We start from the raw sequence: 24,315 nt of genomic DNA, 5'->3' as shown, positions 1-24,315 counted from the left end.
TTGCTAGCAAGCCGTCACCAAGCAGGAAGGAACCTCTCCATGAACAGCGACATCACACGTTTCGGCACCGGCCCCCGCATGTCCGAGGCCGTGGCCTATAACGGCATCCTCTGGGTGGCCGGACAGGTGGGCAATCCGGGCGACAGCGTGGCCGAACAGACCCGGCAATGCCTGGCCGAAGTGGACCGCATCCTCTCTGAAGCCGGCACCGACAAGACGCGGATCCTGTCGGCGCAGATCTGGCTGGCCGACATCGGCACTTTCGCCGAGATGAACGCCGTCTGGGATTCTTGGGTCCCGCAGGGCCACACGCCCGCCCGCGCCACGGGCGAGGCGAAGCTGGCAACGCCCGACTATCTGGTCGAGGTGATCGTCACGGCCGCGCTGAAGTAACCAAGTTTCTTCGAAGAAATTTGCAAAAATCTTCGAAGATTTTTGACCCCCGGCACGCAATGCCGGGGGTTTTTCATCCCCGGAACCACGCCGCCAAGGCCGCCGTCGATCCGTCCTTGCCGTCCGTCCCCTGCCGCCCCTCCAGCACGGGTTGCAGCGCCAACGCCAGTTCCTTGCCCAGTTCGACCCCCCACTGGTCATAAGAGTTGATCCCAAGGATCACCCCTTCGACAAAGACCCGGTGTTCGTACAGCGCGATGATCTGGCCCAGAACGAAGGGCGTCAGTTGCTCATAGGCCAGCGTGACCGAGGGCCGGTTGCCCGGAAACACCCGGTGCCGCGCCTGCCGCTCAAGCTCTGCCCCCGACAGGCCCTTCTTCGCCATGATCGCCCGCGCCTCATCAAGGCTGCGGCCCCGCAGCAGCGCCTCGGATTGCGCAAGGCAATTCGACACCAGAAGCACATGCTGATGCGCGAGATGCCCCTCATGCCCGCGCCGCGCGATCAGGAATTCGCAAGGGATCACCCGCGTGCCCTGATGGATCAGCTGATAAAAGGCGTGCTGGCCGTTGGTGCCGGGTTCCCCCCAGACCACCGGGCCGGAATGATAGGGCAGATCCGACCCGTCCATCGCCACGCGCTTGCCGTTGCTCTCCATCTCCAACTGCTGAAGATAGGCGGGCAGGCGGCTCAGCCGCTGGTCATAGGGCAGCACGGCGCGGGTGGCATGGCCGCAGATCTGGTTGTGCCAGATCCCCACCAGCGCCAGCAGCACGGGCAGGTTGGCATCATGCGGCGCGGTCTGGAAATGGTCGTCCATCGCGTGGCCGCCCGCAAGGAAGGCGCGAAAATTGTCCGGCCCCACCGCCAACATCAGGGCAAGGCCGATGGGCCCCCACATGGAATAGCGTCCCCCCACCCAATCCTCGAAGCCGAAGACGCGCGCAGGGTCGATCCCGAAGGCCGCCGTCTTGTCCGCGGCGGTGGAGACGGCGGCGAACTGCGCCGCCGGATTGGCGACCCTCGTCCCCATCCAATCGCGCGCCGTCTTGGCATTTGTCATCGTCTCGATGGTGGTAAAGGTCTTGGACGCCACGATCACCAGCGTCGTCTCCGGGTTCAGCCCGCGCAGCGTATCGGCGATATGCGCCCCATCCACGTTCGAGACGTAATGGCAACGCGGCCCGTCATGGTAAGGCGCCAGCGCCAGCGTCGCCATCGCAGGCCCAAGGTCAGACCCGCCGATCCCGATGTTCACCACATCGGTGATCCGGCCCCCCTGCCCCGTAAAGCGGCCCTCGCGCAGGTCACGGGCAAAGGCCTCCATCCGTTCCAGCGTCTCGACAATGCCGGGGATGACATTCTTGCCATCCACGATCACCGTGCCATCCAGATCGCGCAGCGCGGTGTGCAGCACGGCGCGGCCTTCGGTATCGTTGATCTTCTCGCCCGTGAACATGGCGCGGCGCTTGTTGGCCACACCCGCGGCATCGGCCAGCGCCACCAGCAGGCGACGGCCCGCCGTATCTATGTTGGTCTTGGACCAGTCCAGCCGCAGGCCATCCGCATCGGCGGTAAAGGCCCCGGCGCGCCCCGGATCGGCAAAGAGATCGAGGATTCTGCGGTCCTTGACCGCCTCGTGATGCGCGGCCAGCGCGGCCCATTCAGCAAACATGTCTCACTCCGCCCAATGCACGGTTGCGTTGTCGAGGATGGCGCGCACCGGCGCCTCTTCCGGGGGCAGGGTCAGCGCGCGCTCCAGCGCGGCGCGCTTCTCCTCGCCCGTGATCAGCACATGGATGTTCATGGCGCCCTTCAGGACGGGCGCCGTCAGGGTCACGCGCGGCTCTCCCGCCGCCTCGGCCCGCATCGGCATCAGGATCGGCGCATCGGGCGCCAGCGCCTCGGCCAGACGGTCGGCCCCGGGAAAGAGGCTGGCCGTATGCATATCCGCCCCCATGCCCAACAGCAGCACGGAAATCGGCAGATGCGGGCGCAAGCCTTCGGCAAGCGCCTCCAGCCCTTCCTCCGGCGTGGCGGTGGCGGCGTAAAGCGGAACAAGGTCCGCCCCCGCCGCCTTGCCGCGCAACAGCCGTTCCCGCAAGAGCCGCGTGTTCGACCGGGGGCTATCCTCTCCCACCCAGCGTTCGTCATTCAGGAAAACGGCCACCTTGGCCCAATCCAGATCCACCCCCGACAGCGTGTCGAAGATCGGCCCCGGCGTCGTCCCCCCCGGCACGCAGAGCGACGCCCGCCCATCCCGGCGCAGGAAATCCGCCAACTGGCCCGCGATCACATTCGCCAGCCCCAGCATCAGAAACTCGCGGTCGGGATAGGTTTCCAGCTTCATTCCCGGATCTCCCGCCAGCGCCGCCCGTCGCGATGCATCAGCATCAGCGCATCCTCCGGCCCGCTGGAACCGGGATCATAACCCTGCGGGCGATCCCCCCGCGCCTCCCATCCGGCGATGATCGGATCGGCCCAGGCCCAGGCCGCCTCCACCTCGTCGCCGCGCATGAACAGCGTCTGGTTGCCCCGGATCACATCCATGACCAGCCGTTCATAGGCATCGGGGATATCCTCGGCATCCGCCCCCAGCGCATCGGCAAATGACATGTCCAGCGGCACCTGCATCAGGCGCATCCCCCCCGGACCGGGCTCCTTGATCATCATCATCAGGTTCATGCCCTCATTCGGTTGCAGCCGGATGACAAGCACGTTCTCGCGCCAGCCCTTGGCATCGTCAAAGATCGAATGGGGCGGCTCCTTGAAGGTGATGGCAATCTCGGACGCGCGGGCGCGCAGGCGTTTGCCCGTGCGCAGATAGAAGGGCGTGCCCTTCCAGCGCCAGTTCGAGATATGGCATTTCAGCGCGATATAGCTCTCCGTCCGGCTTTGCGGGTTCTCGGAATGCTCCACATAGCCGCCCTGCCCGCCCCCCGGCAGATATTGCCCGCGCACGATATCCTCGGGGCGGACCGGATCCAGCGCGCGGATCACCTTCAGCTTTTCATCCCGCACGGCATCGGGGTCAAAGTGATAGGGTGGCTCCATCGCGATCAGGCAGAGAAGCTGCATCAGGTGGTTCTGCACCATGTCCCGCATCGCGCCCGACTTGTCGTAATAGGCGCCGCGCCCCTCCACCCCCACGGTTTCGGCCACGGTGATCTGGACGTGGTCGATGTATTCGGCCTTCCACAGCGGTTCGAACAGGATATTGGCGAAACGCACCGCCATCAGGTTCTGCACCGTCTCTTTGCCAAGGTAATGGTCGATCCGGTAGATCTGCGCCTCGCTGAAATGCTGCGCCAGTGTCACGTTCAGCGCGCGCGCCGAGGCAAGATCGCGCCCGAAAGGCTTCTCCACCACGATCCGGCTCTGCCCATCCGCGATGCCATGGGCGTGCAGGCGTTCGGCGATATCGCCGAACAGCGCCGGCGCCACCGAAAAGTAGAAGGCCCGCACCACATCCGCCCGCATCACCGCGCGCAGCGCGTCCCACCCTGCTGTGCCCTTGGCATCAATCGAGACATAGCCGATCCGCGCCAGAAAGGCCGCGATCGCGGCCTTGTCCTGCCGGTCGGGCGGAACGAATTCGGCGATCGCCTCGCCCACCAGCGCGCGGAAGGCCTCTTCCGTCAAATCGGCCCGCGCGGCCCCGATGATCCGGCTGTCAGGGGGCATCTGCCCGGCCACGAAACGGCGGTAGAGGCCCGGCAGGATCTTGCGCCGGGCCAGATCGCCCGTGCCCCCAAAGATCACAAGATCGAACACCTCGACCGGAATGACGCGCGAGACCATGTGGAAATCCTTGCCTGTGTGCCGTGCCTTGCCGCACCGTCCGACCTGAAATCAGCGCCGTTAGCGCTAACGAAAATCTTCTACCCCCGCCGCGCCGCAAAGTCCAGCACCCGGACCATCGGCGCGCGCAGCCCGCGCCCAAGCCGCGGGATCAGTTGCCTTGCGCGCTCTGCCGCGCATTGCCCAACAGCAGATCGCGCCCGCCATAGATACCTTCAACCTGCTGCAGCGCAAATCGGTTGCGGTCGCGGGCGCGGATCTCTTCCAGCACCTCGTCTGCCTCGGCATCGCTGGCGCCCAGGTGCAGCACCGCCGCCCGGCCCAGAACCAGCGCCGATTCAAAGGTTTCGCGAATCTGGAAATCCACGCCCTTGCTGACCAGTTCCAGCGCATGGCCCCGATCGAAGGCCCGCGCCAGTACCGGCACCAGCGGAAACTCGTGCTTCAACAACTCTACGATGCGCGACGCATCCTCGCGCCGGTCCACCGCCACCACGATCAGCGCCGCCCGATCCGCACCCGCCGCATGCAGCACATCCAGCCGCGTGCCATCGCCATAGAACACCTTCGCCCCGAACTCGCCCGCCGCGCGGATCATGTCGGTGTCGTTGTCGATGATCGAAAGCCGGTGCCCGCGCGCCAGCAGCGGCTGGCTCGCGATCTGGCCCACCCGGCCGTAGCCGATCACCAGCACCGCATCCTGCCCGGGTTCCAGCGCCTCCACCCCGTCCACCCCATCCATCGAAGGCGCGGGCGCCCGGGCCATCCGATCCATCCCGATCACCAGAAGCGGGGTCAACACCATCGAGATGATGACGATGGCCGTCAGCGTGGCATTCCATTCCGGCAGCAGGATGCCCGCCTGCGTGGCCGCGGCATAAAGGACAAAGGCAAACTCGCCCCCCTGCGCCATCAGCACACTACGCTCCACCGCCTCCAGGTGGCGGGCGCGGAACAGGCGCGCCACGCCATAGATCACCGCCATCTTCAGCCCCATGAAAGCCGGCACCGAAATCGCGATGATCGCCCAGTTGGCCGCGATCACCTGCAGATCCAGCGCCATGCCCACGCCAAGGAAGAACAGGCCCAGCAGCAGGCCGCGGAACGGTTCGATATCGGCCTCCAGCTGGTGCCGGAACGTCGATTCCGACAGCAGCACCCCGGCAAGGAAGGCCCCCATCGCCATCGACAGCCCCCCCAGCAGCATCAATTCCGCCGCCCCCAGCACCACCAGCAGCGCCGCCGCCGTCATCACCTCGCGAGCGCCGAACCGCGCCAGCAGGCGGAACATCGGATCCAGCAGATAGCGCCCCGCCAGCACCAAGGCCACGATCGCCGCCAGCCCGATCCCCACCCCCAGCAGACGGTCCGCCACCGTCGCCTCGGCGCCTCCGGGGGCGAGAAAGGCCACCAGCGCCAGCAGCGGCACGATGGACAGATCCTCGAACAGCAGGATCGACACCATCCGCCGCCCTTTCGGCTGCGCGATCTGGCCCCGCTCCGTCAGCATCTGCATCACGATGGCGGTCGAGGTCAGCACGAACCCCGTGCCCGCCACGAAACTCGCCGCCACAGGATAGCCCAACAGGATGCCCACCCAGATCAGCGCAAAGATCGCCAGCACCACCTGCACCAGACCCAGACCAAAGATCTCGCCCCGCATCGACCACAGCCGCGACGGCTGCATCTCCAGCCCGATGATGAACAGAAACAGCACCACGCCCAGCTCGGCCACATGGATGATGGCCTGCGGATCCTGAAAGAACCCGATCCCGTAAGGCCCGACGATCAGCCCCGCCGCCAGATAGCCCAGCACCGACCCAAGGCCCAGGCGGCGAAACAGCGGCACCGCCACCACGGCCGCCACCAGCAGCACCACCACCGGCAAAAGGTCAAAGGCGGCATGTGCAGCCTCGGTCGCGGAATGGGCACTATCTGCCATGGCTCAGGCCTCCTTTGCCTGCGCGACCGCCGCAGAATGTGGGGGCAGCACAGGGCGCCCGGGATCAGCGAAACCGGACGTGGGGGCCGGTATATGCGATCATCCCTTGGCCCCGCCTGCCCTGCTACCTGCGCGGAAGGTAGGCTTCACATTCACGCTAACGCAGGCGCAGTCAACAGCCCTGCTCCGGAAAACCGCTGCAACGCAGCACAAGCCAGCCAATCCGCACGGGCTGCGTCCCTATCCCTCATCCACCGCCAGCCAGCGCACCCGCATCAGGCCGGGTTCCGCCACAAGCCGCTGCACCGCCAGATCCAGCCGGTCATCCGTCAGCCCCTCGCCACTGACCAGCGCGGCAAGGGTCAGCAGACCCTCCCCCTCGCCCGCCCGCACCTCCACCTCCGAAAGGTGCAGCCCGCCGATCGTCAAGGTCCGCAGGACCAAGGCCCGCACTGCCGCCTCCTGTTCCGGGGGAACCGTCACCTCCACGCGGTAGCTGCGGCTGATCGGAACACCGGCCCGCGTCTTGCGTTTCAGCCATTTGACCAGCGGGCGCAGGCCAAGGTTGATGAACACCACCAGCCCCGTCAGCAATAGCGCATGGGGCCACGCCCCCGCCCCGGCCATCATGCCCACCGCCGCCGAACACCACAGTGTGGCCGCCGTGTTCAGGCCATGCACGTTGAACCCGTCGCGGAAGATGATCCCCGCCCCCAGAAACCCGATGCCCGATACGATCTGCGCCGCCACCCGCGTGGGGCTCACCTCATCGGGGTAAAGGCCCGAAAAGGTGACAAAAGCCGCCGCCCCCAAAGCCACCAGCGCATTGGTCCGCAACCCCGCCATCCGCTGCCGGACCTGGCGTTCCGAACCGATGAAGGCCCCGCAGACCATCGCCACCGTCAGGTTGATCGCGGCCAGTTGCAGCGGCAGGGGAAAATAGGTGGCAAGCATGGGGCCTCCGGTCAGGTAAGGCCGGATCATCCCCCATCACGAGAAATGTAAATGTTTTGTAACGACATGATGACAACCAAACTCGTCATGCCGCCCCTCGGGGATCAGGCGTCCAGTTCCGCATCCCAGTAGAGGTAATCCATCCAGCTTTCATGCAGATGGTTCGGCGGGAACTTTCGGCCATGGGCCTGCATCTCCTCGGCCGTGGGCTGGCGCGGCGCGCGGCGCAGGGTCAGCCCGCTCTGCCGCAAGGTGCGCGATCCCTTGCGCAGGTTGCAGGGCGAACAAGCCGCCACCACATTCTCCCAGCTTGTCACGCCCCCGCGCGACCGGGGCAGCACGTGATCGAAGGTCAGATCACCCTTGGCCCCGCAATACTGGCACGAGAATTCATCCCGCAGAAAAAGATTGAAGCGCGTGAAGGCCACGCGCTTCTGCGGTTTGACATATTCCTTCAGCACCACGACAGACGGTATGCGGAACTCCTGCCTCTGGCTGCGGACGACATGATCGTATTCCGCCACGATCTGCACCCGGTCAAGGAAGGCCGCCTTGATCGCCTCCTGCCACGGCCAGAGACTGAGCGGGTAATAGCTGAGCGGCCGGTAATCGGCATTCAGCACCAGCGCCGGATAGTGCCGCAGCGCCGCCGGGTCCCTTACGAATTGTGTCCTGAAATCGCCGTCCATGCCTGCCGAGACTCCGCCTTCGTCCTGCGATCTGTCCGATGCAGGGCGGGGAGCCCCGCCCCGTCGGTTTGAACTATATATGGCGGGCCACTTGTGGCAAGCCCCTCAAGCTGTGGTGGCTCGTCACATCCGCCTGATGTCTCCATAGCCCGCTTGCATGACAGACGCGTGACCCGGGCGCCCGAAAAACGGGCGACAGGGCGCAAGAAAGGCGCGCCCTGTAAGCTGCAACAAACCCCGCGCCCCGGACCTGCCATCAGGCACAAAGTCCGGGGATGTTCTGCCACAGCAAAAAGGGGCGCTGCCTGAAACAGCGCCCCCCAGAACCTTCAGACGCCCGCAATCACTGCGCGGCAGCAACCGCGCGTTTGGTCAACACCTTCACAAGGTTCGCCCGATAGGCGGGTGTCCCGTGCAGATCGCCGATCATGCCGTCGGACGACACGCTCAGCCCCTCCACCGCCGAGGCCGCGAAATGGCCCGACAGGGCCTTTTCCGCCTCCGACCAGCGGAACACGCCGTCATTGCTGGCCCCGGTCACGGCCACGCGCACGCCATCCTTGAACTTCGCCACAAAGACGGCGGTCAGGGCAAAGCGGCTGGCAGGCTGGTTGAACTTCACATAGGCCGCCTTCTCCGGGATCGGGAAGGTGACGCCGGTGATGATCTCGCCTTCCTCCAGTGCGGTGGTGAACATGCCTTGGAAGTAATCATCGGCGGCGATCTTGCGGCGGTTCGTCACCACCGTCGCCCCCGATCCCAGCACGCCCGCCGGATAGCAGGCCGCCGGATCGTTATTGGCAAGGCTACCGCCGATGGTACCGCGATTGCGCACCGCCGGATCGCCGATCCCGCCCGCCAGCATGGCCAGCGCGGGGTAATGCTTGGCCGCCTCTTTCGCCACCACCGCATGCGGGGTGGCTGCCCCGATCGACAGGCCATCCTCGCCAAGGCAGACGCCCTTCATCTCGTCGATGCCCGTCAGGCTGACCAGAACCGTGGGCGCGGCAAGGCGCTGCTTCATCGTGGGCGTCAGGGTCTGCCCGCCCGACAGCGCCTGCGCCCCCTCTTTCGACAGGGCCTTGACCGCATCCGCGATGCTCGAGGGTTTCACGAAATCGAAATTGTGCATGGTCCGTCCTCCCTCAGCCGTTGATCGCCTGCCAGACCCGCGACGGCGAGACCGGCATGTCGATATGCTTCACATGCGTATGACCACCGCGATGCAGCGCGTCGATCACCGCATTGACCACCGCAGGCGGCGATCCGATGGCCCCGGCCTCGCCGCAGCCCTTCACCCCAAGGGGGTTGTGGGTGCAGGGCGTGACGCAGGAATGGTCCACCGTGTAGAAGGGCACGTCATCGGCGCGCGGCATGGCGTAATCCATGTAGGACGCCGTCAGCAGCTGGCCGTTCTCGTCATAGGCGGTGTTCTCCAGCAGGGCCTGACCGATCCCCTGCCCCACGCCGCCATGCACCTGCCCTTCAACGATCATCGGGTTCATCACATGACCAAAGTCATCGGCGCAGGTGAAGGACGCGATATCCACCTTGCCCGTCTCCGGGTCCACCTCTACCTCGCACAGGTAGGCGCCTGCGGGATAGGTGAAGTTGGCCGGATCGTAGAAGGCCGTCTCCTCCAGCCCCGGTTCCAGCGTCTCCAGCGGATAGTTATGCGGGACATAAGCGCTGAAGGCGATCTCGCCGAAGCTTTTCGCCTTGTCGGTGCCCGCCACGCTGAACTTGCCGTCCGCAAAGACGATGTCGTTCTCGCTGGCTTCCAGCATATGGGCCGCGATCTTCTTGCCCTTGGCAATGATCTTGTCCACCGCCTTGGTCATCGCCGCCCCGCAGACCGCAAGGCTGCGCGACCCATAGGATCCCATGCCGAACGGGATCTTCGACGTGTCGCCATGCACGATCTCGACCGAGGATTCCGCGATGCCCAGCTTCTCCGCCACGATCTGCGCGAACACCGTCTCATGCCCCTGCCCGTGGCTATGCGCCCCGGTCATGACACTGATATTGCCGGTCGCATTCACCCGCACCGTCGCCGCATCGTACAGACCGACACGAGAGCCCAGCACACCCACAAGGTTCGACGGCGCGATGCCGCAGGCCTCGATCCAGGTCGAAAGCCCCATCCCGCGCAGCTTGCCCTTGGCCTTGGACGCCGCCGCCCGCCCCTCGAACCCGGCCACATCGGCCAGTTCGATCAGCTTGTCGAGCGTCGCCTGATAGTTGCCGGTGTCATACACAAGGCCCACAGGCGTGGTGTAGGGGAACTGATCCGGCTGGATCAGGTTCTTCCGCCGCACCTCGAACGGGTCAAGACCCAACTCGCGGCACATCTTGTCCACGATCCGCTCGATGCTGAACGTGGCTTCCGGCCGGCCCGCGCCGCGATAGGCATCGACGGGGGCGGTGTTGGTGAAGACCGTCTTCACGTTCACATAGACATGCGGCACCTTGTAGGGACCGGCCATCAGCGTGCCATGCAGGAAGGTGGGCGTCGCGGTCGAGAAGTTCGACAGATACGCCCCCACATTTGCCAGCGTTTCCGTGCGGATCGCAAGGATTTCGCCATCCTTGGTGCTGGCCATCTCGATCTTGGTCACATGGTCGCGGCCATGCGCATCGGTCAGGAAGCTTTCCGTCCGCTCCGCCGTCCAGCGCACCGGGCGGCCCAGCTTGCGGGATGCCGCCAGAACCAGCGCCTCTTCGCCATAGTGATAGATCTTCGATCCGAACCCGCCGCCCACATCGGGCGCCACCACCGTCAGCTTGTTCTCCGGGATACCCAGAACAAAGGCCGACACCAGAAGCCGCGTCAGGTGGGGGTTCTGGCTGGTGGTCGTCAGCTTGTAATCGCCCGTGCCGGGGAAATACTCCCCGATGGACGACCGCGGCTCCATCGCGTTCGGCACCAGACGGTTGTTCACCAGTTCCAGCGTCGTGATATGCGGCGCGCTTTTGAACGCCGCATCCACGGCGGCGCGGTTGTCCTCGATCCAGCCCCAGTCGAAACACAGGTTGTCGGGGATCTCGTCATGCACGCGGTTCGACGGATCGGCCACGGCCTTGCGCATGTCCACAATGGCGGGCAGTTCCTCGATCTCGCTGTCATCGGCCAGCTGCTGTGCCGCATCCTTGGCCTGGTTGTAGGTCTCGGCCACCACCGCAGCATAGGCATCGCCCACATGGCGCACCTTGCCATGGGCCAGCACCGGGCGCTTGGGTTCGCGCATCGGCGTGCCATCCCGGCTGTTGATCAGCCAGCCCGCCGGGTTGCCGCCCACATCCTTAAAATCCTCGCCCGTGAAGATCGCCAGCACGCCCGGCATCTTGGACGCCGCACTTGTGTCGATCGACTTGATCCGCCCATGCGCCACGTTCGACCGCACGAAGACCGCATAGGTCTGCCCGTGCATCGCAAGGTCATCGGTGTAATTCCCGCGCCCCGACAGGAAGCGCACATCTTCGCGCCGCTTCGAGCTGGCGCCGATTCCGGTATCCTTCGGCATCTTTATCCCTCCCTGAAACTGCGCTTATTCGGCCGCCATCGCCGCCGCGTCCTGCCCGGACGCCGCCAGCACCGCTTTTACGATGTTGTGATACCCCGTGCAGCGGCAGATATTGCCCTCGAGGTAATGCCGGATCTCGGCCTCGGTCGGCTTGGGGTTCTCAGCCAGAAGGGCGGCGGAAGACATCACCATCCCCGGCGTGCAAAAGCCGCATTGCAGGCCGTGATGATCCTGAAACGCCTGCTGGACCACCGACAGCGATCCGTCGGGATTGTTCATCCCCTCGATCGTCTTGACACTCGCCCCCGCCGCATCGGCGGCGAACATGGTGCACGACTTCACCGCCTTGCCATCCAAATGCACCACGCAGGCCCCGCATTGCGATGTGTCGCAGCCCACATGCGTGCCCGTCAGGCCCAGCCCTTCCCGCAGGAAAGACGACAGCAGCGTCCGCCCCTCCACCTCGCCCGAGACGGTCTTGCCGTTCACGGTCATCGTGACTTTCGTCATGGTTCTCCTCCCTTGGATATTCCTGGGTAACGCTCTGGAACAGGTTCAGCCGATCAGCTTCTTGAACCAGCCCTTTTTCTTTTCCTCGCCGCCCTCGCCCGCATCGGCCGTCACGGCCTCTTCCTCCGACGGGCCTTCGACGGCGGCCTGAAAGCGGGTGAAGAACTCATCCGCCATCTTCTTGGCAAAGCCGTCGATGATGCGGCTGCCCAACTGGGCGATCTTGCCGCCCACATTGGCCTCCACCTCATAGCCCAGCCGGGTGCCGCCCTCGATCGGGGTCAGCGTCACCGCCGCCCCGCCCTTGGCAAAGCCCGCAGGCCCGCCCTTGCCTTCGCCGCTGATCTTCAGGCTCTGGCCTTCCACCCGGTCCGAAATCGACACCGCGCCCTTGAAGGTGGCCTTCACCGGGCCGACCTTCTGGGTCACCACGGCCTCGAACCCCTCTTCCGGGCTGCCGGTCATGCTTTCGCAGCCCGGTACACATTCCTTCAACACATCGGGGTTCAGGATGGCGGCCCAGACCGTTGCCGGGTCGGCCTTGATGTCACGATAATCGCTGAGCTGCATGTCAATCCCCTCTCGTGCCAGCAGAGTAAGCGGCGGATGCGCCGCCCGATATGGAACATTGGTCGTAGAGACCCGGCCCAAGGGCGGATCCCCGCCACATCAGCCCGCCGTAACAGCCCGCCGTATCAGCCCGTCGTATCAGCCCAGCGCATCAGCCCGCCGCAGGCAGCCCCGCGATAAAGGCCTCCAGCGCGCGCGGCTCCAGCGGCTTCATCATCAACCCCACCCCCGCCTCGGCGCAGGCGGCGCGCAGTTCCGGGCGGCGGTCCGCCGTCACGATGCGCGCAGGCACCGCCCCGTGCCGCGCCCCCACCTCGGCCAGAAAGCCCAGGCCATCCATCCCCTCGCCCAGATTGAAATCCACGATGAAGCAGTCGGGCAGGATGCCCAACTCCTCGATCAGCGCCAGCGCCTCCTCGCCCGAGGCGGCGTCCAGCACGCTCACCCCCCATTTCTCCAGCAAAAGGCCCATGGCGCGGCGCAGGTCGCTGTCATTCTCCACCAGAAACACGATGCGGTTCTGCATCGACGGGCGGATGCCCGGGCCGGGACGCGGCCCTTCCGCCGCGCCAGCCCCGGGATCGGCCAACGGCACCTGCACCATGAAGCAGGTCCCCACCCCGATCTGCGACGTCAGCCCCAAAGGATGGCCCAACAGCGCGCAGGCACGCTCCACGATGGCCAGCCCCAGCCCCATCCCCTCGCTCGCCGAGGCGCGGGCGTTCAGACGGTGAAACTCCTTGAAGATGTTGTCCTGTTCCTCTTCCGGGATCCCCGGCCCGGTATCGCGCACCTCGATCCGCACCATCCCCCCGCGCCGCCGCACGCCCACCAGCACGCGCCCCCGTTCCGTGTAGCGGATCGCATTGCCGATCAGGTTCTGCAGGATGCGCCGCAAATAGGCCGGGTCCGACATCACCGACAGGCGCGACCGCACCACCCGCAGCCGCAGCCCTTTGGCCGACGCAATCGCACCGAACTCCTCGTTCAGCTGCGCCAGCAGCCGGTCCAGATCGACCGGCCCCATCGCCACCGCCACCCGCCCGCTTTCCAGCTTCGAGATATCCAAGAGCGCGCCAAGGATACCTTCCACCGACAAAAGCGCATTCTGCGCCTTCTCCAGCGTGGCCTTGGCCTCCGGCACCAGCCCCTCATCCCCGATGGACGAGATGAACAGCTTTGCCGCCGACAGCGGTTGCAAGAGGTCATGGCTGGCCGCGGCCACGAAACGCGACCGGCTGGCATTGGCGCGCTCGGCATTGGCCAGCGCATCCTCCAACTCCAGCGTGCGCTCCATCACCCGCGCCTCCAGCGTCTCATTGGCGCGGCTCAGCGCCTCGATCGCCGCGCGCTCGGCAGTCACGTCGGTGAAGGACATCACGAACCCGCCATCCGGCATCCCTTGGGCAAAGACATCCATGATCATGTCCGGCCCACGCCGCAGTTCGAACCGGATCGCCCCGCGCCCATTGCGCGCCGCCACCCAGTCGCCCAGCCGCGCCTCGGTCATCCCCTCGCCAAAGGCCAGATCGGGGCGATAGCGGTCAAGGATAGCGTCAAAGCTCACTCCCATGCGGAACCGCGCCATCGGGATCACCAGCAACTGCCCCAGCCGCTGGTTCCACCCCACCAGCCGCGCCTCGGCATCAAAGATGCAGACGCCCTGGCTGATATGGTCCAGCGTCGCACGGATGACCTGCGCCTGATCATCCAGCATCTTGCCGCGTTCCGACCGTTCCAGTCGGATGATCTCGGTCACATCGGTCTGCAGGATCACCGTCCCGCCATCCACGGTGCGATGCTCGCTCACCTGCACCCAGCGATCCCAGACCATGCGGACGTTAAAGATCACATGCCGATCCTGATGCCGCTTGCGGCGCGCGATGGCCCAGTCCTCAGGCGTCTCTCCCGCAGGCAGTTCCAGAAAGCGCGACCGGCTCACAAGGTCCACATAGGCGCCAAAGCGCAGGCCCGGCTTCAGATGATCGCGCAGGTCCAGCATGTGCATCCCGAACCGCGAATTGCACATGACCAGCACATCGTCGGCATCAAACAGGGCAAAGCCTTCCTGAATCGTCTCGATCGCATTGGCGAGGTTCTGCCGCGCGGCCTCGGTCGCGCGGTTGGCCTCGGCCAGCCGCGCATTGCTGTCATTCAGCAGGTCCAGCGCCCGCTCCAGATCGCGGGTGCGTTCGCGCACCTGATCCTCAAGCATCGCCGCGCGCTGGAACTGGGCATAGGCCGCACCGCTGTCATCGGTGATCTGCTCCACCCGCCGCATCAGCACCTGCGCAATGGCCAGCAGTTTCTGGGTCTGCCGCTCGGGCGGATCGGCGGGATTGATCAGCGTCTCGATCATCCCGCATCCCCGGCGGGCCTGCCGGGCGGCGGATAGATCGCCACGCCCGTCATCGTCTGGTTCACATGCATGGCGTTCAACTGCTCGCCATAGGTGGAAAAACCCACCACCCCATTGTCGCGCAGAATGGCCGACACGGCCCCGGTCTTCTGCTTCTCCTGCGCCTCCATACGCCGCAGGATGCAGTCGCAGGCCAAAATCGCCACAGGCCGCCCCCGCGCGGCCAGCGCCGCCATCTCGGCCTCCAGATGCGCCACCATGTCCTGCGGTTCGGCCAGCGTCAGCACCACCCCCTCGTCGATGGCCGAGAAGAACACCAGATCCCCCCCCTCGCCCACCGCGCGGATGGCGCGGACGTGATGCTTGCCCCCGATCCGCACCACCACCGGATGCCCGGCAAAGGTGAAGGTCGTCAGCTGCGCCGGATCCTTGCCCAGCAGCCGCGCATATTCCTGTGCGGCGGGTTCGGCATTGATCGCCCGCACGATGCGCCGCGCGGGATCGGCCTCTGTCACCACCATCCGCGCCTCGGTCGGCAGCAGATGGTCCAGACTGAACACCCGCACCCCGCAATCGGTGCGGATCAGCGCCAGCACGGCCGCATTCTGCAAGGCTTGGCCCCCGTGCAGCACATAGGTCGCCTTGAACCGCGTGCCGTCCCCCGCCGATCCGCCAAACAGCGGCACCGGCCCAAGACCCGAGGCCAGCGCGGCCGCCAGTTCATCCTCGCGCACCGACAGGCCATCCACCATCAGGAAGGCGAACTCCCCCTCCCAGTCCGGCCGCGCCCGCGCCAACCCCTGCCGCGACCGGATCAGCCGCCCGATCAGCGCCTCCCGCTCCAGCACCGACAGATCGGGGATCAGCACCACATCGGCGGCGAAATGCGCCGCAGGCAGGCCCACGGCCACGATCTCGCCCTCGGTATAGCCTGCCGCCGAAATCTCGCCAGCCGTGGAACAGCCCACCACCGGCGCCCCCCCGAACCGCCCCGGCAGACGCAACGCCAGCGCATCCAGATCGGCATCGGGCGACACGAACAGCACCACCAGCGCGAACGGCCCCGGCCCCAGCGCCTCTTCCAGCCTGCGCAGCGGGTTGGCCACGTCCACAGGCACCGACGCCCGCGCCAAAAGCGGCAGGCCGGCGCCGAAATCTACCGGGAATTCCCCCGTCGGCTGGTTCATCGCGCCCTCCCAAACGCGTGCTGCGTCCCGGAAGGCTAGCCCCCACCCCCGGTCGCGGCAAGCCTCATCCCGCCTCGGGCATCAGCCGGTCAAAGCTCGCCTCCTGCGCGATCAGCACCGCCTGCGTCCGGCTTTGCACTCCCAGCTTGCGCATGATGGCGGTGACATGCGCCTTCACCGTCGTCTCAGCGATGGACAGCTCATAGGCGATCTGCTTGTTCAGCATCCCCTCGCAGATCAGTTGCAGGATCTTGGCCTGCTGCCGCGTCAACAGCGCCAGGCGCGCGATGGCTTCTTCCTGCTGGTTGGCAGGCGCCTTGGGATCGGCCTGCGGCACGAAACCATCCGGCACATAGCCATCCCCCGCCCGGATCGCGTCAAACGCCGCCTTGAACACCTCGCGCCGCGAATGTTTGGGCACGAACCCCACCGCCCCCGCCCGCAGCGCCGCCCCGATCACCCGGTTGTCGGCCAGCGACGACACCACCACCACCGGCACATCCCCCGCCGTGGCCCGCAGCCGGATCAGCCCGTCCAGCCCGTTCACATCCGGCAGGTTCAGATCCAGCACCACCACATCGGGCAGGGGCGAAAGCTCCAGCCGCGTCAGCGCGGTCTCCAGCCGGTCCGCAGTCTCCACTGTCTCGATCCCGGCCACGGCGCGCAGCGTCATCGACAGGGCATCGCAGAACAGCGGATGGTCATCCACGATCAGCGCCGAAGACAGCCTGCCTCTCTCCCCGTCCATCGCGCACGCCCCGCCTGCAAAAACTACCGCCAAGGCTAACAGCCCCGCCCCCACCCCCGCAACCGCGCCAAAGGTCCTAAGCCGCGCGGCTTTCCGCAGCCGCCCCAGCGCAGGGCTTTTCCTGCACGCCCCCGCCCGCTATCACCACCCCAACAGGGTTTTTCAAAGGCTTCCCCGCATGTCCCTCTCCCGCCGCGCCCTCCTCGCCCTCGCCCTGCCCGCCGCACTTGCGGCCTGCGGCGGCCGCCCGCCCGAGCCCGAGGTGGCGCGCGGCCCCCAAGGCCCGGCCGAGATCAACCGCCTGATCACGAAATACGCCCGCGTCTATGACATCCCCGAAAGCCTGATCCACGAAACCGTGCGCCGCGAAAGCGGCTACAACCCCGCCGCCCGCAACGGCCCCTATTACGGGCTGATGCAGATCCACCCGCAGACGGCCCGGACCATGGGCTTTCGCGGTGATCCGTCCCAGCTTCTGGATGCCGAAACCAACATGATCTATGCGGGCAAATACCTGCGCGGGGCCTGGCTCGTGGCGCGCGGAAACCATGACCGCGCGCATATGTGGTATCGCCGGGGCTATTACTACGAAGCCAAACGCATGGGCCTTCTGGAAGAGACGGGCCTGCGCTCCTAATACCACATATCGGCCATCGCCGCCTTCTTCCGGGCGACGAAGGCCTCCAGCGCCTCGCGCATCCCCGCCTCCATCGGCGGCGCCTCATACTCGGCCAGCCGCTGCTTCCACGCCCGGTTGGCGCGGCTGGCCGCATCCGCCGCCCCCGCCGCCTCCCATTTCTCGAAAGGCTCGTTGTCCGACAACTCGCTGTCCCAGAAGGCCGTCTCGTAATGCGCCATGGTGTGGGAACAGCCGAAGAAATGGTTCCCCGGCCCGACTTCCGCAAAGGCCTCCACCGCCAATTGGTCGTCGTCGATCCTCACTCCGTCCAGATAGGCATGCAGACTGCCGCAAAGATCGGCATCCAGCATGAACTTCTCGTAAGACATGGACAGCAGGCCATCCAGAAACCCCGCCGAATGCAGGATGAAATTCGCCCCGCAATGGACAGCGGCCAGCATGGACATGGTCCCTTCCATCATCGCCTGCCCATCGGGCAGCTTTGACGTCGTGAAATTCCCCGAACAGCGCAACGGCAGGTTCAACCGGCGGCACAACTGCCCGATCACCATCGACCCGATCGCCGGCTCCGGCGTGCCAAAGGTGGGCGACCCCGACCGCAAGGACATCGACGACAGGAAGTTGCCGAAGATCACCGGCGCGCCCTTCCGCTCCAGCTGCGTCAGCGCGCAGCCCGCCATCGTCTCTGCCAGCGATTGCGCGATGGCGCCTGCATTGGTCACCGGTCCCATCGCGCCCCCAAGGATGAAGGGCACCACCACCGCCGCCTGATTTGCCCGCGCATAGGCCCGCAAGCTGCGCGTCATCGTCCCGTCCCAGACCAGCGGCGAATTCACGTTCACATTGCCAAGGATCACGCAATGGGCATCCACGAAATCGCGGCCAAAGACGATCCGCGCCATGTCGATGCTGTCCTCGGCCCGCTCCTCTGCCGTGACCGATCCCATGAAGGGCCGGTCGCTCAGCGTCAGATGCGCCAGCACCATGTCCAGATGCCGCTTGTTCACGGCAATATCCGTGGGCTCGCAGATCGTCCCGCCCGAATGGTGGAAATTGGGGCTCGCCTGCGCCAGCTTGATGAAGTTCCGGAAATCCTCCAGCGTCCCGAAGCGCCGCGCCCTGTCGAGGTCCATCACAAAGGGGCTGCCATAGGCCGGCGCAAAGACGACCGACCTCCCCCCGATCACCACCGACCGCGCCGGATTGCGCGCATGCTGCACGAATTCCGCAGGCGCGCTTGCCAAAACCTCGCGCAGCATCCCCGGCGGGAAACGCACCCGCACGCCCTCGACCTCCGCCCCCGCACGCCGCCAATGCGCCAGCGCCACGGGATCATCGCGGAACTCGATCCCCGTCTCGGCCAGTATCCGATCCGCCGCCCGCTCGATGCGGATCAGGCTCTCTTCTCCAAGCACGTCATAGGGGGGAATGTTGCGGGTGATATAGGGCCGCCCGACCCGCACGGCCTTGCGTGCCCGCTCCGCCGTGCGCGCCGCCCGCCCCGCCCGCTGATGCCGAACCTCGTCCATGCGATGCCTCCCCGCTGCCTAGCCAAGGAGACGCCCCCCCGCCCCGAAAATCCCCCAGAAACGCGACAGCAAAGGACCAAAACCGCCCTCGCCCTTCATCTTGGCTCAAATACCCTCGGGGGGTCTGGGGGGCGAAGCGCCCCCAGCCTGAGGCAAGCGGCGGCACGCCGCGCAGCCGAGGCAAAAGGTGCGCGCCGCGCCCTTCGCGCGGCGCTCCGCCTGAAAACCGTGGCCTCAGGTCACAACATCGGGCGCTGTGCGGCCCGTGAACTCCGCGATCCGCGCAAGCCCATGCGCCGCCGCGATCACCGGGGCCAGCGCCGCCTGCGGGTCAAGGTCCAAACCGTCCGGCCCCGGCGCGAACCGCTCCAGATACATCCGCAGCGTGGCCCCTTCCGTCCCCGTCCCCGACAGGCGCAGAACGAAGCGAGACCCGTCCTCGAACATCACCCGCACGCCCTGCTTGGTGCTGACCGATCCATCCACCGGATCGGTATAGGCAAAGTCATCCGCCGCCGCGATCACCATGCCTTCCACCACCTGCCCCTTCAGCCCCGCCAGCGCCCCCCGCAGCGCGCCCATCATCGCATCGGCCTTCTCCGTGGCGATCGCCTCGAAATCATGCCGGCTGTAATAGTTCCGCCCGAACCGCGCCCAATGCTCTGCCAGAATCTCCGCCACCGTCTGCTTGCGCACCGACAATATGTTCAGCCACAACAGCACCGCCCAAAGCCCGTCCTTCTCGCGCACATGGTCGGACCCCGTGCCGAAACTTTCCTCGCCACAGATCGTCGCACGGCCCGCATCCAGAAGATTGCCAAAGAACTTCCACCCCGTCGGCGTCTCGTAATGCCCGATGCCCAGCGCCGCCGCCACGCGGTCGGCGGCGGCCGAGGTGGGCATGGACCGCGCCACCCCCTTCAACCCCTGCGCATAGCCCGGCGCCAGATGCGCATTGGCCGCCAGCACCGCAAGGCTGTCAGAGGGCGAGACATAAATCCCCCGCCCCACCACCATGTTGCGATCCCCGTCCCCGTCGGACGCCGCGCCGAAATCCGGCGCCGCATCCCCGAACATCTCATCCATCAATGCCTTGGCCCAGGTCGGGTTCGGATCGGGGTGCATCCCCCCGAAATCCGGCAACGGCACGGCATTGACGCAGGTCCCCGGCGCCGCGCCCAGCCGCCGCTCCAAAATCTCCACCGCATAAGGCCCCGTCACCGCGCACATGCTGTCCATCCGCATCCGGAACCCGGATGCGAACATCGCCCGGATCGCCCCGAAATCGAACAGCGTCTCCATCAGCGCGGCGTAATCGGCCACGGGATCGACCACATCCACCACCATCCCCGCCAGCGCGGTCCGCCCCACGCGGGACAAATCCAAATCCTGCGCCTCGACGATCCGGTATTCCGTGATCTCGGTCGTGCGGCGATACATCGCCTCCGTCACGCCCTCGGGCGCAGGCCCGCCATTGGGCATGTTGAACTTGACCCCGAAATCCTCCTCCGGTCCGCCGGGGTTATGGGACGCCGACATGATGATCCCGCCATCCGTCTTGTTCAGCCGGATCAGATGGCTCGCCGCCGGGGTAGAGAGGATCGCCCCCTGCCCCACGATCACCCGCGCCGCCCCATTCGCCGCCGCCATCCGCAGGATCACCTGCGCCGCGCGATCGTTGAAATAGCGCCCGTCCCCGCCCAGCACGAAGGTCTTTCCCGCCGCGCCCACCACGTCAAAGATGCTCTGGACGAAGTTTTCCAGATAGTGATGCCCCATGAAGACCGGGGTCTTCTTCCTCAGCCCCGACGTGCCGGGCTTCTGCCCCGCGATGGGCGTCGTGGGGATGATGCGGATGGTCATGACTTTCCTCCCGAAAGATCTTTGGACTTGGCCGCAAGCGACCGGAACACCAGAACCGATTGCGCCGGCGCGCGCGTCCCCGGCCCCCCGGGCGCGATCTCCAGATCGGGCCGCGTGGTATCGAGGATCAACTCCCAGCCCGGCGCCGTGTCGGGCAGGCGCAACACGGATTCCGCACCCGTGTTGAAGACGGCATAGATCGCGGGATGGCCCGGATCGCCCCCCTCGGCCGCCATCCGCAACTCGACACCCAGACAGCGAAAGCCGGGATCATGCCAGTCCTGCGGCGAAGGGCTGCGCCCATCGGCCCGGCGCCAGATCACATCGGGCAACCCGTCCATTGGCCGCGCCTGCGCATGCAGGAACCGCCGCTGCCGCAACACGGGATGCGCCTTGCGCAGGGCGATCAGCCGGGCCGTGAAGGCCGCCAGCCGCCGGTCCCCCTTCGCCCAGTCGATCCACGTCGTCTCATTGTCCTGCGCATAGGCGTTGTTGTTGCCGCCCTGACTGTGGCCCACCTCATCACCCGCCAGCAGCATGGGCACCCCCTGCGCCAGCATCAGCGTGGCCAGAAGGTTGCGCTTCCGCAGATCGCGCGCCGCACGGATTGCCGGATCCTCCGAAGGCCCCTCCACCCCCATATTGTCGGAATGGTTGTCATGGTGACCGTCGCGGTTCTCCTCGCCATTGGCGAAGTTGCGCTTCAAGGTAAAGCTGACCAGATCCTCCAGCGTGAACCCGTCATGGGCCGTCACGAAATTCACCGAAGACGTCGCCGCCCGCCCGTGATGATCAAACCGCTCGGCACTGCCCAACAGACGCTTGGCCAGATCCGGCGCCATCCCCGGATCCCCCTTCCACCAGCGCCGCACGCCATCGCGAAAGCGGTCGTTCCATTCCAGAAACGGATGCGGATAGCCGCCCAGCTGATACCCCCCCGGCCCGATATCCCATGGCTCGGCAATCAGCTTCACCCGGCTCAGCACCGGGTCCTGCCGGATCGCATCGAAGAAGCCACCATTCGGATCAAATCCATGCGCCTCGCGCCCCAGCACGGTGGCCAGATCGAAGCGGAACCCGTCGACGTGGCACACCTCCACCCAATAGCGCAAGGAATCCATCACCATGCGCAGCACCATCGGATGCGTCAGGTTCAGCGTGTTCCCCGTCCCGGTGTCGTTCACATAATGCCGCCCGCCCTGCAGCAGGCGGTAATAGCTGGCATTGTCGAACCCCCGAAAGCACAGGGTCGGCCCGAACTCATCCCCCTCGCCCGTATGGTTGTAGACGACATCGAGGATCACCTCGATCCCCGCCGCATGGAACCGCCGCACCATGGACTGGAATTCCCAGACCTGCCCCTTGGCCAGATAGCGCGGCTCGGGCGCAAAGAACCCGATGGTCTGATAGCCCCAGTAATTGCGCAGCCCCTTGGCGATCAGAAACCGCTCATCGGCAAAGGCCTGCACCGGCAGCAACTCAAGGCTCGTCACCCCCAGCTTCACCAGATGCTCGATCACCGCATCTGATGCGAGGCCAAGGAAACTGCCCCGCAGGCCCTTCTCCACCCCGGGGTTCAGCATCGTCATGCCCCGGACATGCGCCTCATAGACCACCGTCTCGGCGTTGGGCACGCGCGGGGCGGCATCCTCGCCCCACATGAAGGACGTATCCACCACCACCGATTTGGGCACCGCAAAAGCGCTGTCGCGCGTGTCATAGGATATATCCCCGCGCGAACTGCCCACCTTGTAGCCCATCAGCGCATCCGACCATTTCAGCCGCCCCTCCAGCGCGCGGGCATAAGGGTCGATCAACAGCTTGTGGGGGTTGAAGCGATGGCCCTGTTCCGGCTGATACGGCCCATGCACGCGAAAGCCGTACAGCGTGCCGGGCATCAACCCGCCCACATGGCCATGCCAGATGTCGCCATCCCGTTCCGGCAGCGCCAGCCGGGCAAGCTCCTTGCGCCCGTCCGGGCTGAACAGGCACAGCTCCACCTTTTCGGCATGGGCGGAAAAGACCGCGAAATTCACTCCCTCGCCATCAAAGCTCGCCCCCATGGGCCAGGGGCGCCCCGCGGTGATGGCGTGGCCCCCCGCACGCGGGGGCAAAAGCGCCTGCTGCGGTGTCACGCCACCAGCCCCGCATAAAGCGCGGCATAGGCGGCGGCGCTCGTCTCCCAACCCACCGGATGGGTCATCGCGTTCTTCTGCATCCGCACCCATGTCTTGGGATCACGATAGAGCGCCACCAGATGCCGCAGCGCCTGCGCAAAGGCCACGGCATCGGTCGGGTGGAACTGCACCCCCGTCGCCACCCCAGCGGCAAGGGCGGCGGGTGACGCATGGATTACCGTATCCGCCAATCCCCCCACCAGCGCCACCACGGGGATCGTGCCATAGCGCAGCCCATACATCTGCGTCAGCCCGCAGGGTTCGAACCGGCTCGGCACCAGCACGGCATCCGCGCCCGAAAACAGCCGGTGCGACAACCCCTCGTCATAGCCGATCCGCACCGCCACCCGGCCGGGGAAGCGGCTCTCCAGCCCGCGCATCGCCGCCTCCAGCGCAGGATCGCCCGATCCCAGCACGATCAAGCCCCCCCCGGCGGCGATCAGGTCCGGCACCACCTGCGGCAGAAGGTCGATCCCCTTCTGATCCGTCAGGCGGCTCACCACGATGGCCAGCGGCCCGTCGGGAACAGACAGGCCGAACTCCTCGCACAGGGCCACGCGCGCCTGCGCCTTGCCCTTCATCGCGCGCGCGGAAAAGGCGATGGGCTCCGTCTCCGGCGACCAGACGCCAGTATCCACACCGTTCAGGATCCCCGACACCGCGCCCGACCGCGCCGCGATCACGCCCTGCATCCCCATCCCGAACTCGGGCCGCATCAGTTCCTGCGCATAGGTGGGCGACACCGTGGTGATCCGATCCGCCGAAACCAGCCCCGCCTTCAGGCTCGACAGCCCCCCGTAATACTCCAACTGCCCCGGATGGAACGCCTCGCGCGGCAGGCGCAGCATGCCCAGCATCCCGGCATCGGCCCAGCCCTGAAAGGCTACGTTATGCACCGTGATCACCGATCCCACGCCCCCCGATCCGCCATAGGCCAGATAGGCCGGGGCAAAGCCCGCCTGCCAGTCATGGGCATGCAGCACATCGGGCTTCCAGCCCGCGAACCCCTCGCGCGCCATGCGCGCCGCAACCCAGGACAGGGCGGCAAAGCGCTGCGGATTGTCGGGCCAGTCGCCGCCCGCGCTGTTATAGGGGCCGCCCTCGCGGTCATAGAGATGCGGCGCATCCAGCAACAGGACCGGCACCCCCTCCACCTCGCCCTGATAGACGACCCCCTCGCCGCCCCACAGATCCGGCTCGCGCCACACCTCGCCCATCCCGGGCAGCAGGTCCCGCAGGCGCCGATAGGCAGGCAGCAGCACCTGCATCTCCCAGCCTTCCGCCCGCAGCGCGCCGGGCAGCGCGCCCACCACATCGGCCAGCCCCCCGGTCTTGATCAGGGGCACACATTCCGACGCGACCGACAGCACCCGTCCCCTGATTTCCATCCCCGGCCCCTTCCATCGGCATGAGCATCGCGCCCGGGGGG

19 protein-coding genes are annotated in these 24,315 nt (G+C 66.3%); 2 read left to right on the top strand and 17 right to left on the bottom strand.

From position 1 onward, the window contains the following. Window positions 1-39: 39 nt before the first annotated feature. Complete coding sequence (locus GU920_RS12755; RefSeq protein ID WP_161767473.1) at window positions 40-393, top strand: RidA family protein; 354 nt, start codon at window positions 40-42, stop codon at window positions 391-393. A 73-nt stretch (window positions 394-466) separates the two neighbouring features. On the opposite strand, the gene pgi is transcribed toward GU920_RS12755, so the two are convergent. The 13 genes from pgi to GU920_RS12690 all read right to left on the bottom strand — a co-directional run bounded on the left by pgi (window position 467) and on the right by GU920_RS12690 (window position 16,677). Then, window positions 467-2,068, bottom strand: coding sequence for a glucose-6-phosphate isomerase (gene pgi / locus GU920_RS12750; RefSeq protein ID WP_161767472.1), 1,602 nt, complete (start codon window positions 2,066-2,068; stop codon window positions 467-469). Between the two features lie 3 nt (window positions 2,069-2,071). After that, window positions 2,072-2,743, bottom strand: coding sequence for a 6-phosphogluconolactonase (pgl, locus tag GU920_RS12745; RefSeq protein ID WP_161767471.1), 672 nt, complete (start codon window positions 2,741-2,743; stop codon window positions 2,072-2,074). Next, entirely contained in the window at window positions 2,740-4,194 is a 1,455-nt protein-coding gene (gene zwf, locus GU920_RS12740; protein ID WP_161767470.1) for a glucose-6-phosphate dehydrogenase, read from the bottom strand. Before zwf ends, pgl begins: the two co-directional genes overlap by 4 nt. A 151-nt stretch (window positions 4,195-4,345) precedes the next feature. Next, entirely contained in the window at window positions 4,346-6,136 is a 1,791-nt protein-coding gene (locus GU920_RS12735; RefSeq protein ID WP_161767469.1) for a monovalent cation:proton antiporter-2 (CPA2) family protein, read from the bottom strand. Between the two features lie 240 nt (window positions 6,137-6,376). Beyond that, window positions 6,377-7,090: an MgtC/SapB family protein gene (locus GU920_RS12730; protein ID WP_161768076.1), complete on the bottom strand. Its 714-nt coding sequence runs from the start codon at window positions 7,088-7,090 to the stop codon at window positions 6,377-6,379. Window positions 7,091-7,194: 104 nt separating this feature from the next. After that, window positions 7,195-7,779, bottom strand: coding sequence for an HNH endonuclease (locus GU920_RS12725; protein ID WP_161767468.1), 585 nt, complete (start codon window positions 7,777-7,779; stop codon window positions 7,195-7,197). A 343-nt stretch (window positions 7,780-8,122) separates the two neighbouring features. After that, window positions 8,123-8,911, bottom strand: a complete 789-nt coding sequence (locus GU920_RS12720) for an FAD binding domain-containing protein (RefSeq protein WP_161767467.1) — start codon at window positions 8,909-8,911, stop codon at window positions 8,123-8,125. 13 nt (window positions 8,912-8,924) lie between these two features. Then, window positions 8,925-11,303, bottom strand: a complete 2,379-nt coding sequence (locus tag GU920_RS12715; RefSeq protein ID WP_161767466.1) for a xanthine dehydrogenase family protein molybdopterin-binding subunit — start codon at window positions 11,301-11,303, stop codon at window positions 8,925-8,927. A 24-nt stretch (window positions 11,304-11,327) separates the two neighbouring features. Continuing rightward, window positions 11,328-11,813 (bottom strand): (2Fe-2S)-binding protein, encoded by a 486-nt coding sequence (locus GU920_RS12710; RefSeq protein ID WP_161767465.1) that lies wholly within the window; start codon window positions 11,811-11,813, stop codon window positions 11,328-11,330. A gap of 45 nt (window positions 11,814-11,858) precedes the next feature. Beyond that, entirely contained in the window at window positions 11,859-12,383 is a 525-nt protein-coding gene (locus tag GU920_RS12705; protein ID WP_161767464.1) for a CoxG family protein, read from the bottom strand. A 151-nt stretch (window positions 12,384-12,534) separates the two neighbouring features. Next, a complete protein-coding gene (locus GU920_RS12700) occupies window positions 12,535-14,742 on the bottom strand; it encodes a hybrid sensor histidine kinase/response regulator (RefSeq protein WP_161767463.1) in 2,208 nt (735 codons plus the stop codon). Next, window positions 14,739-15,929: an FIST N-terminal domain-containing protein gene (locus GU920_RS12695; protein WP_161767462.1), complete on the bottom strand. Its 1,191-nt coding sequence runs from the start codon at window positions 15,927-15,929 to the stop codon at window positions 14,739-14,741. The genes GU920_RS12700 and GU920_RS12695 overlap by 4 nt, the downstream gene beginning before the upstream one ends. A 64-nt stretch (window positions 15,930-15,993) precedes the next feature. After that, window positions 15,994-16,677, bottom strand: a complete 684-nt coding sequence (locus GU920_RS12690; protein WP_161767461.1) for a response regulator transcription factor — start codon at window positions 16,675-16,677, stop codon at window positions 15,994-15,996. 178 nt (window positions 16,678-16,855) lie between these two features. Here GU920_RS12690 and GU920_RS12685 point away from each other — a divergent pair, with 178 nt between their 5' ends. Then, a complete protein-coding gene (locus GU920_RS12685; RefSeq protein WP_161767460.1) occupies window positions 16,856-17,314 on the top strand; it encodes a lytic transglycosylase domain-containing protein in 459 nt (152 codons plus the stop codon). Here GU920_RS12685 and GU920_RS12680 read toward each other — a convergent pair. The 4 genes from GU920_RS12680 to glgA all read right to left on the bottom strand — a co-directional run bounded on the left by GU920_RS12680 (window position 17,311) and on the right by glgA (window position 24,274). Beyond that, a complete protein-coding gene (locus tag GU920_RS12680) occupies window positions 17,311-18,846 on the bottom strand; it encodes a trimethylamine methyltransferase family protein (RefSeq protein ID WP_161767459.1) in 1,536 nt (511 codons plus the stop codon). The genes GU920_RS12685 and GU920_RS12680 overlap by 4 nt on opposite strands. Window positions 18,847-19,080: 234 nt before the next feature. Then, window positions 19,081-20,709: an alpha-D-glucose phosphate-specific phosphoglucomutase gene (locus GU920_RS12675; protein ID WP_161767458.1), complete on the bottom strand. Its 1,629-nt coding sequence runs from the start codon at window positions 20,707-20,709 to the stop codon at window positions 19,081-19,083. Further along, on the bottom strand, window positions 20,706-22,844 hold the full coding sequence (gene glgX, locus GU920_RS12670) for a glycogen debranching protein GlgX (protein ID WP_328799267.1): 2,139 nt from the start codon (window positions 22,842-22,844) through the stop codon (window positions 20,706-20,708). Before glgX ends, GU920_RS12675 begins: the two co-directional genes overlap by 4 nt. Next, window positions 22,841-24,274: a glycogen synthase GlgA gene (glgA, locus tag GU920_RS12665; RefSeq protein ID WP_161767457.1), complete on the bottom strand. Its 1,434-nt coding sequence runs from the start codon at window positions 24,272-24,274 to the stop codon at window positions 22,841-22,843. Before glgA ends, glgX begins: the two co-directional genes overlap by 4 nt. Between the last annotated feature and the right edge of the window lie 41 nt (window positions 24,275-24,315).

The organism is Paragemmobacter ruber, assembly GCF_009908315.1.
Classification (GTDB): domain Bacteria; phylum Pseudomonadota; class Alphaproteobacteria; order Rhodobacterales; family Rhodobacteraceae; genus Paragemmobacter; species Paragemmobacter ruber.
This window is presented reverse-complemented; position numbering and strand designations above follow the sequence as displayed.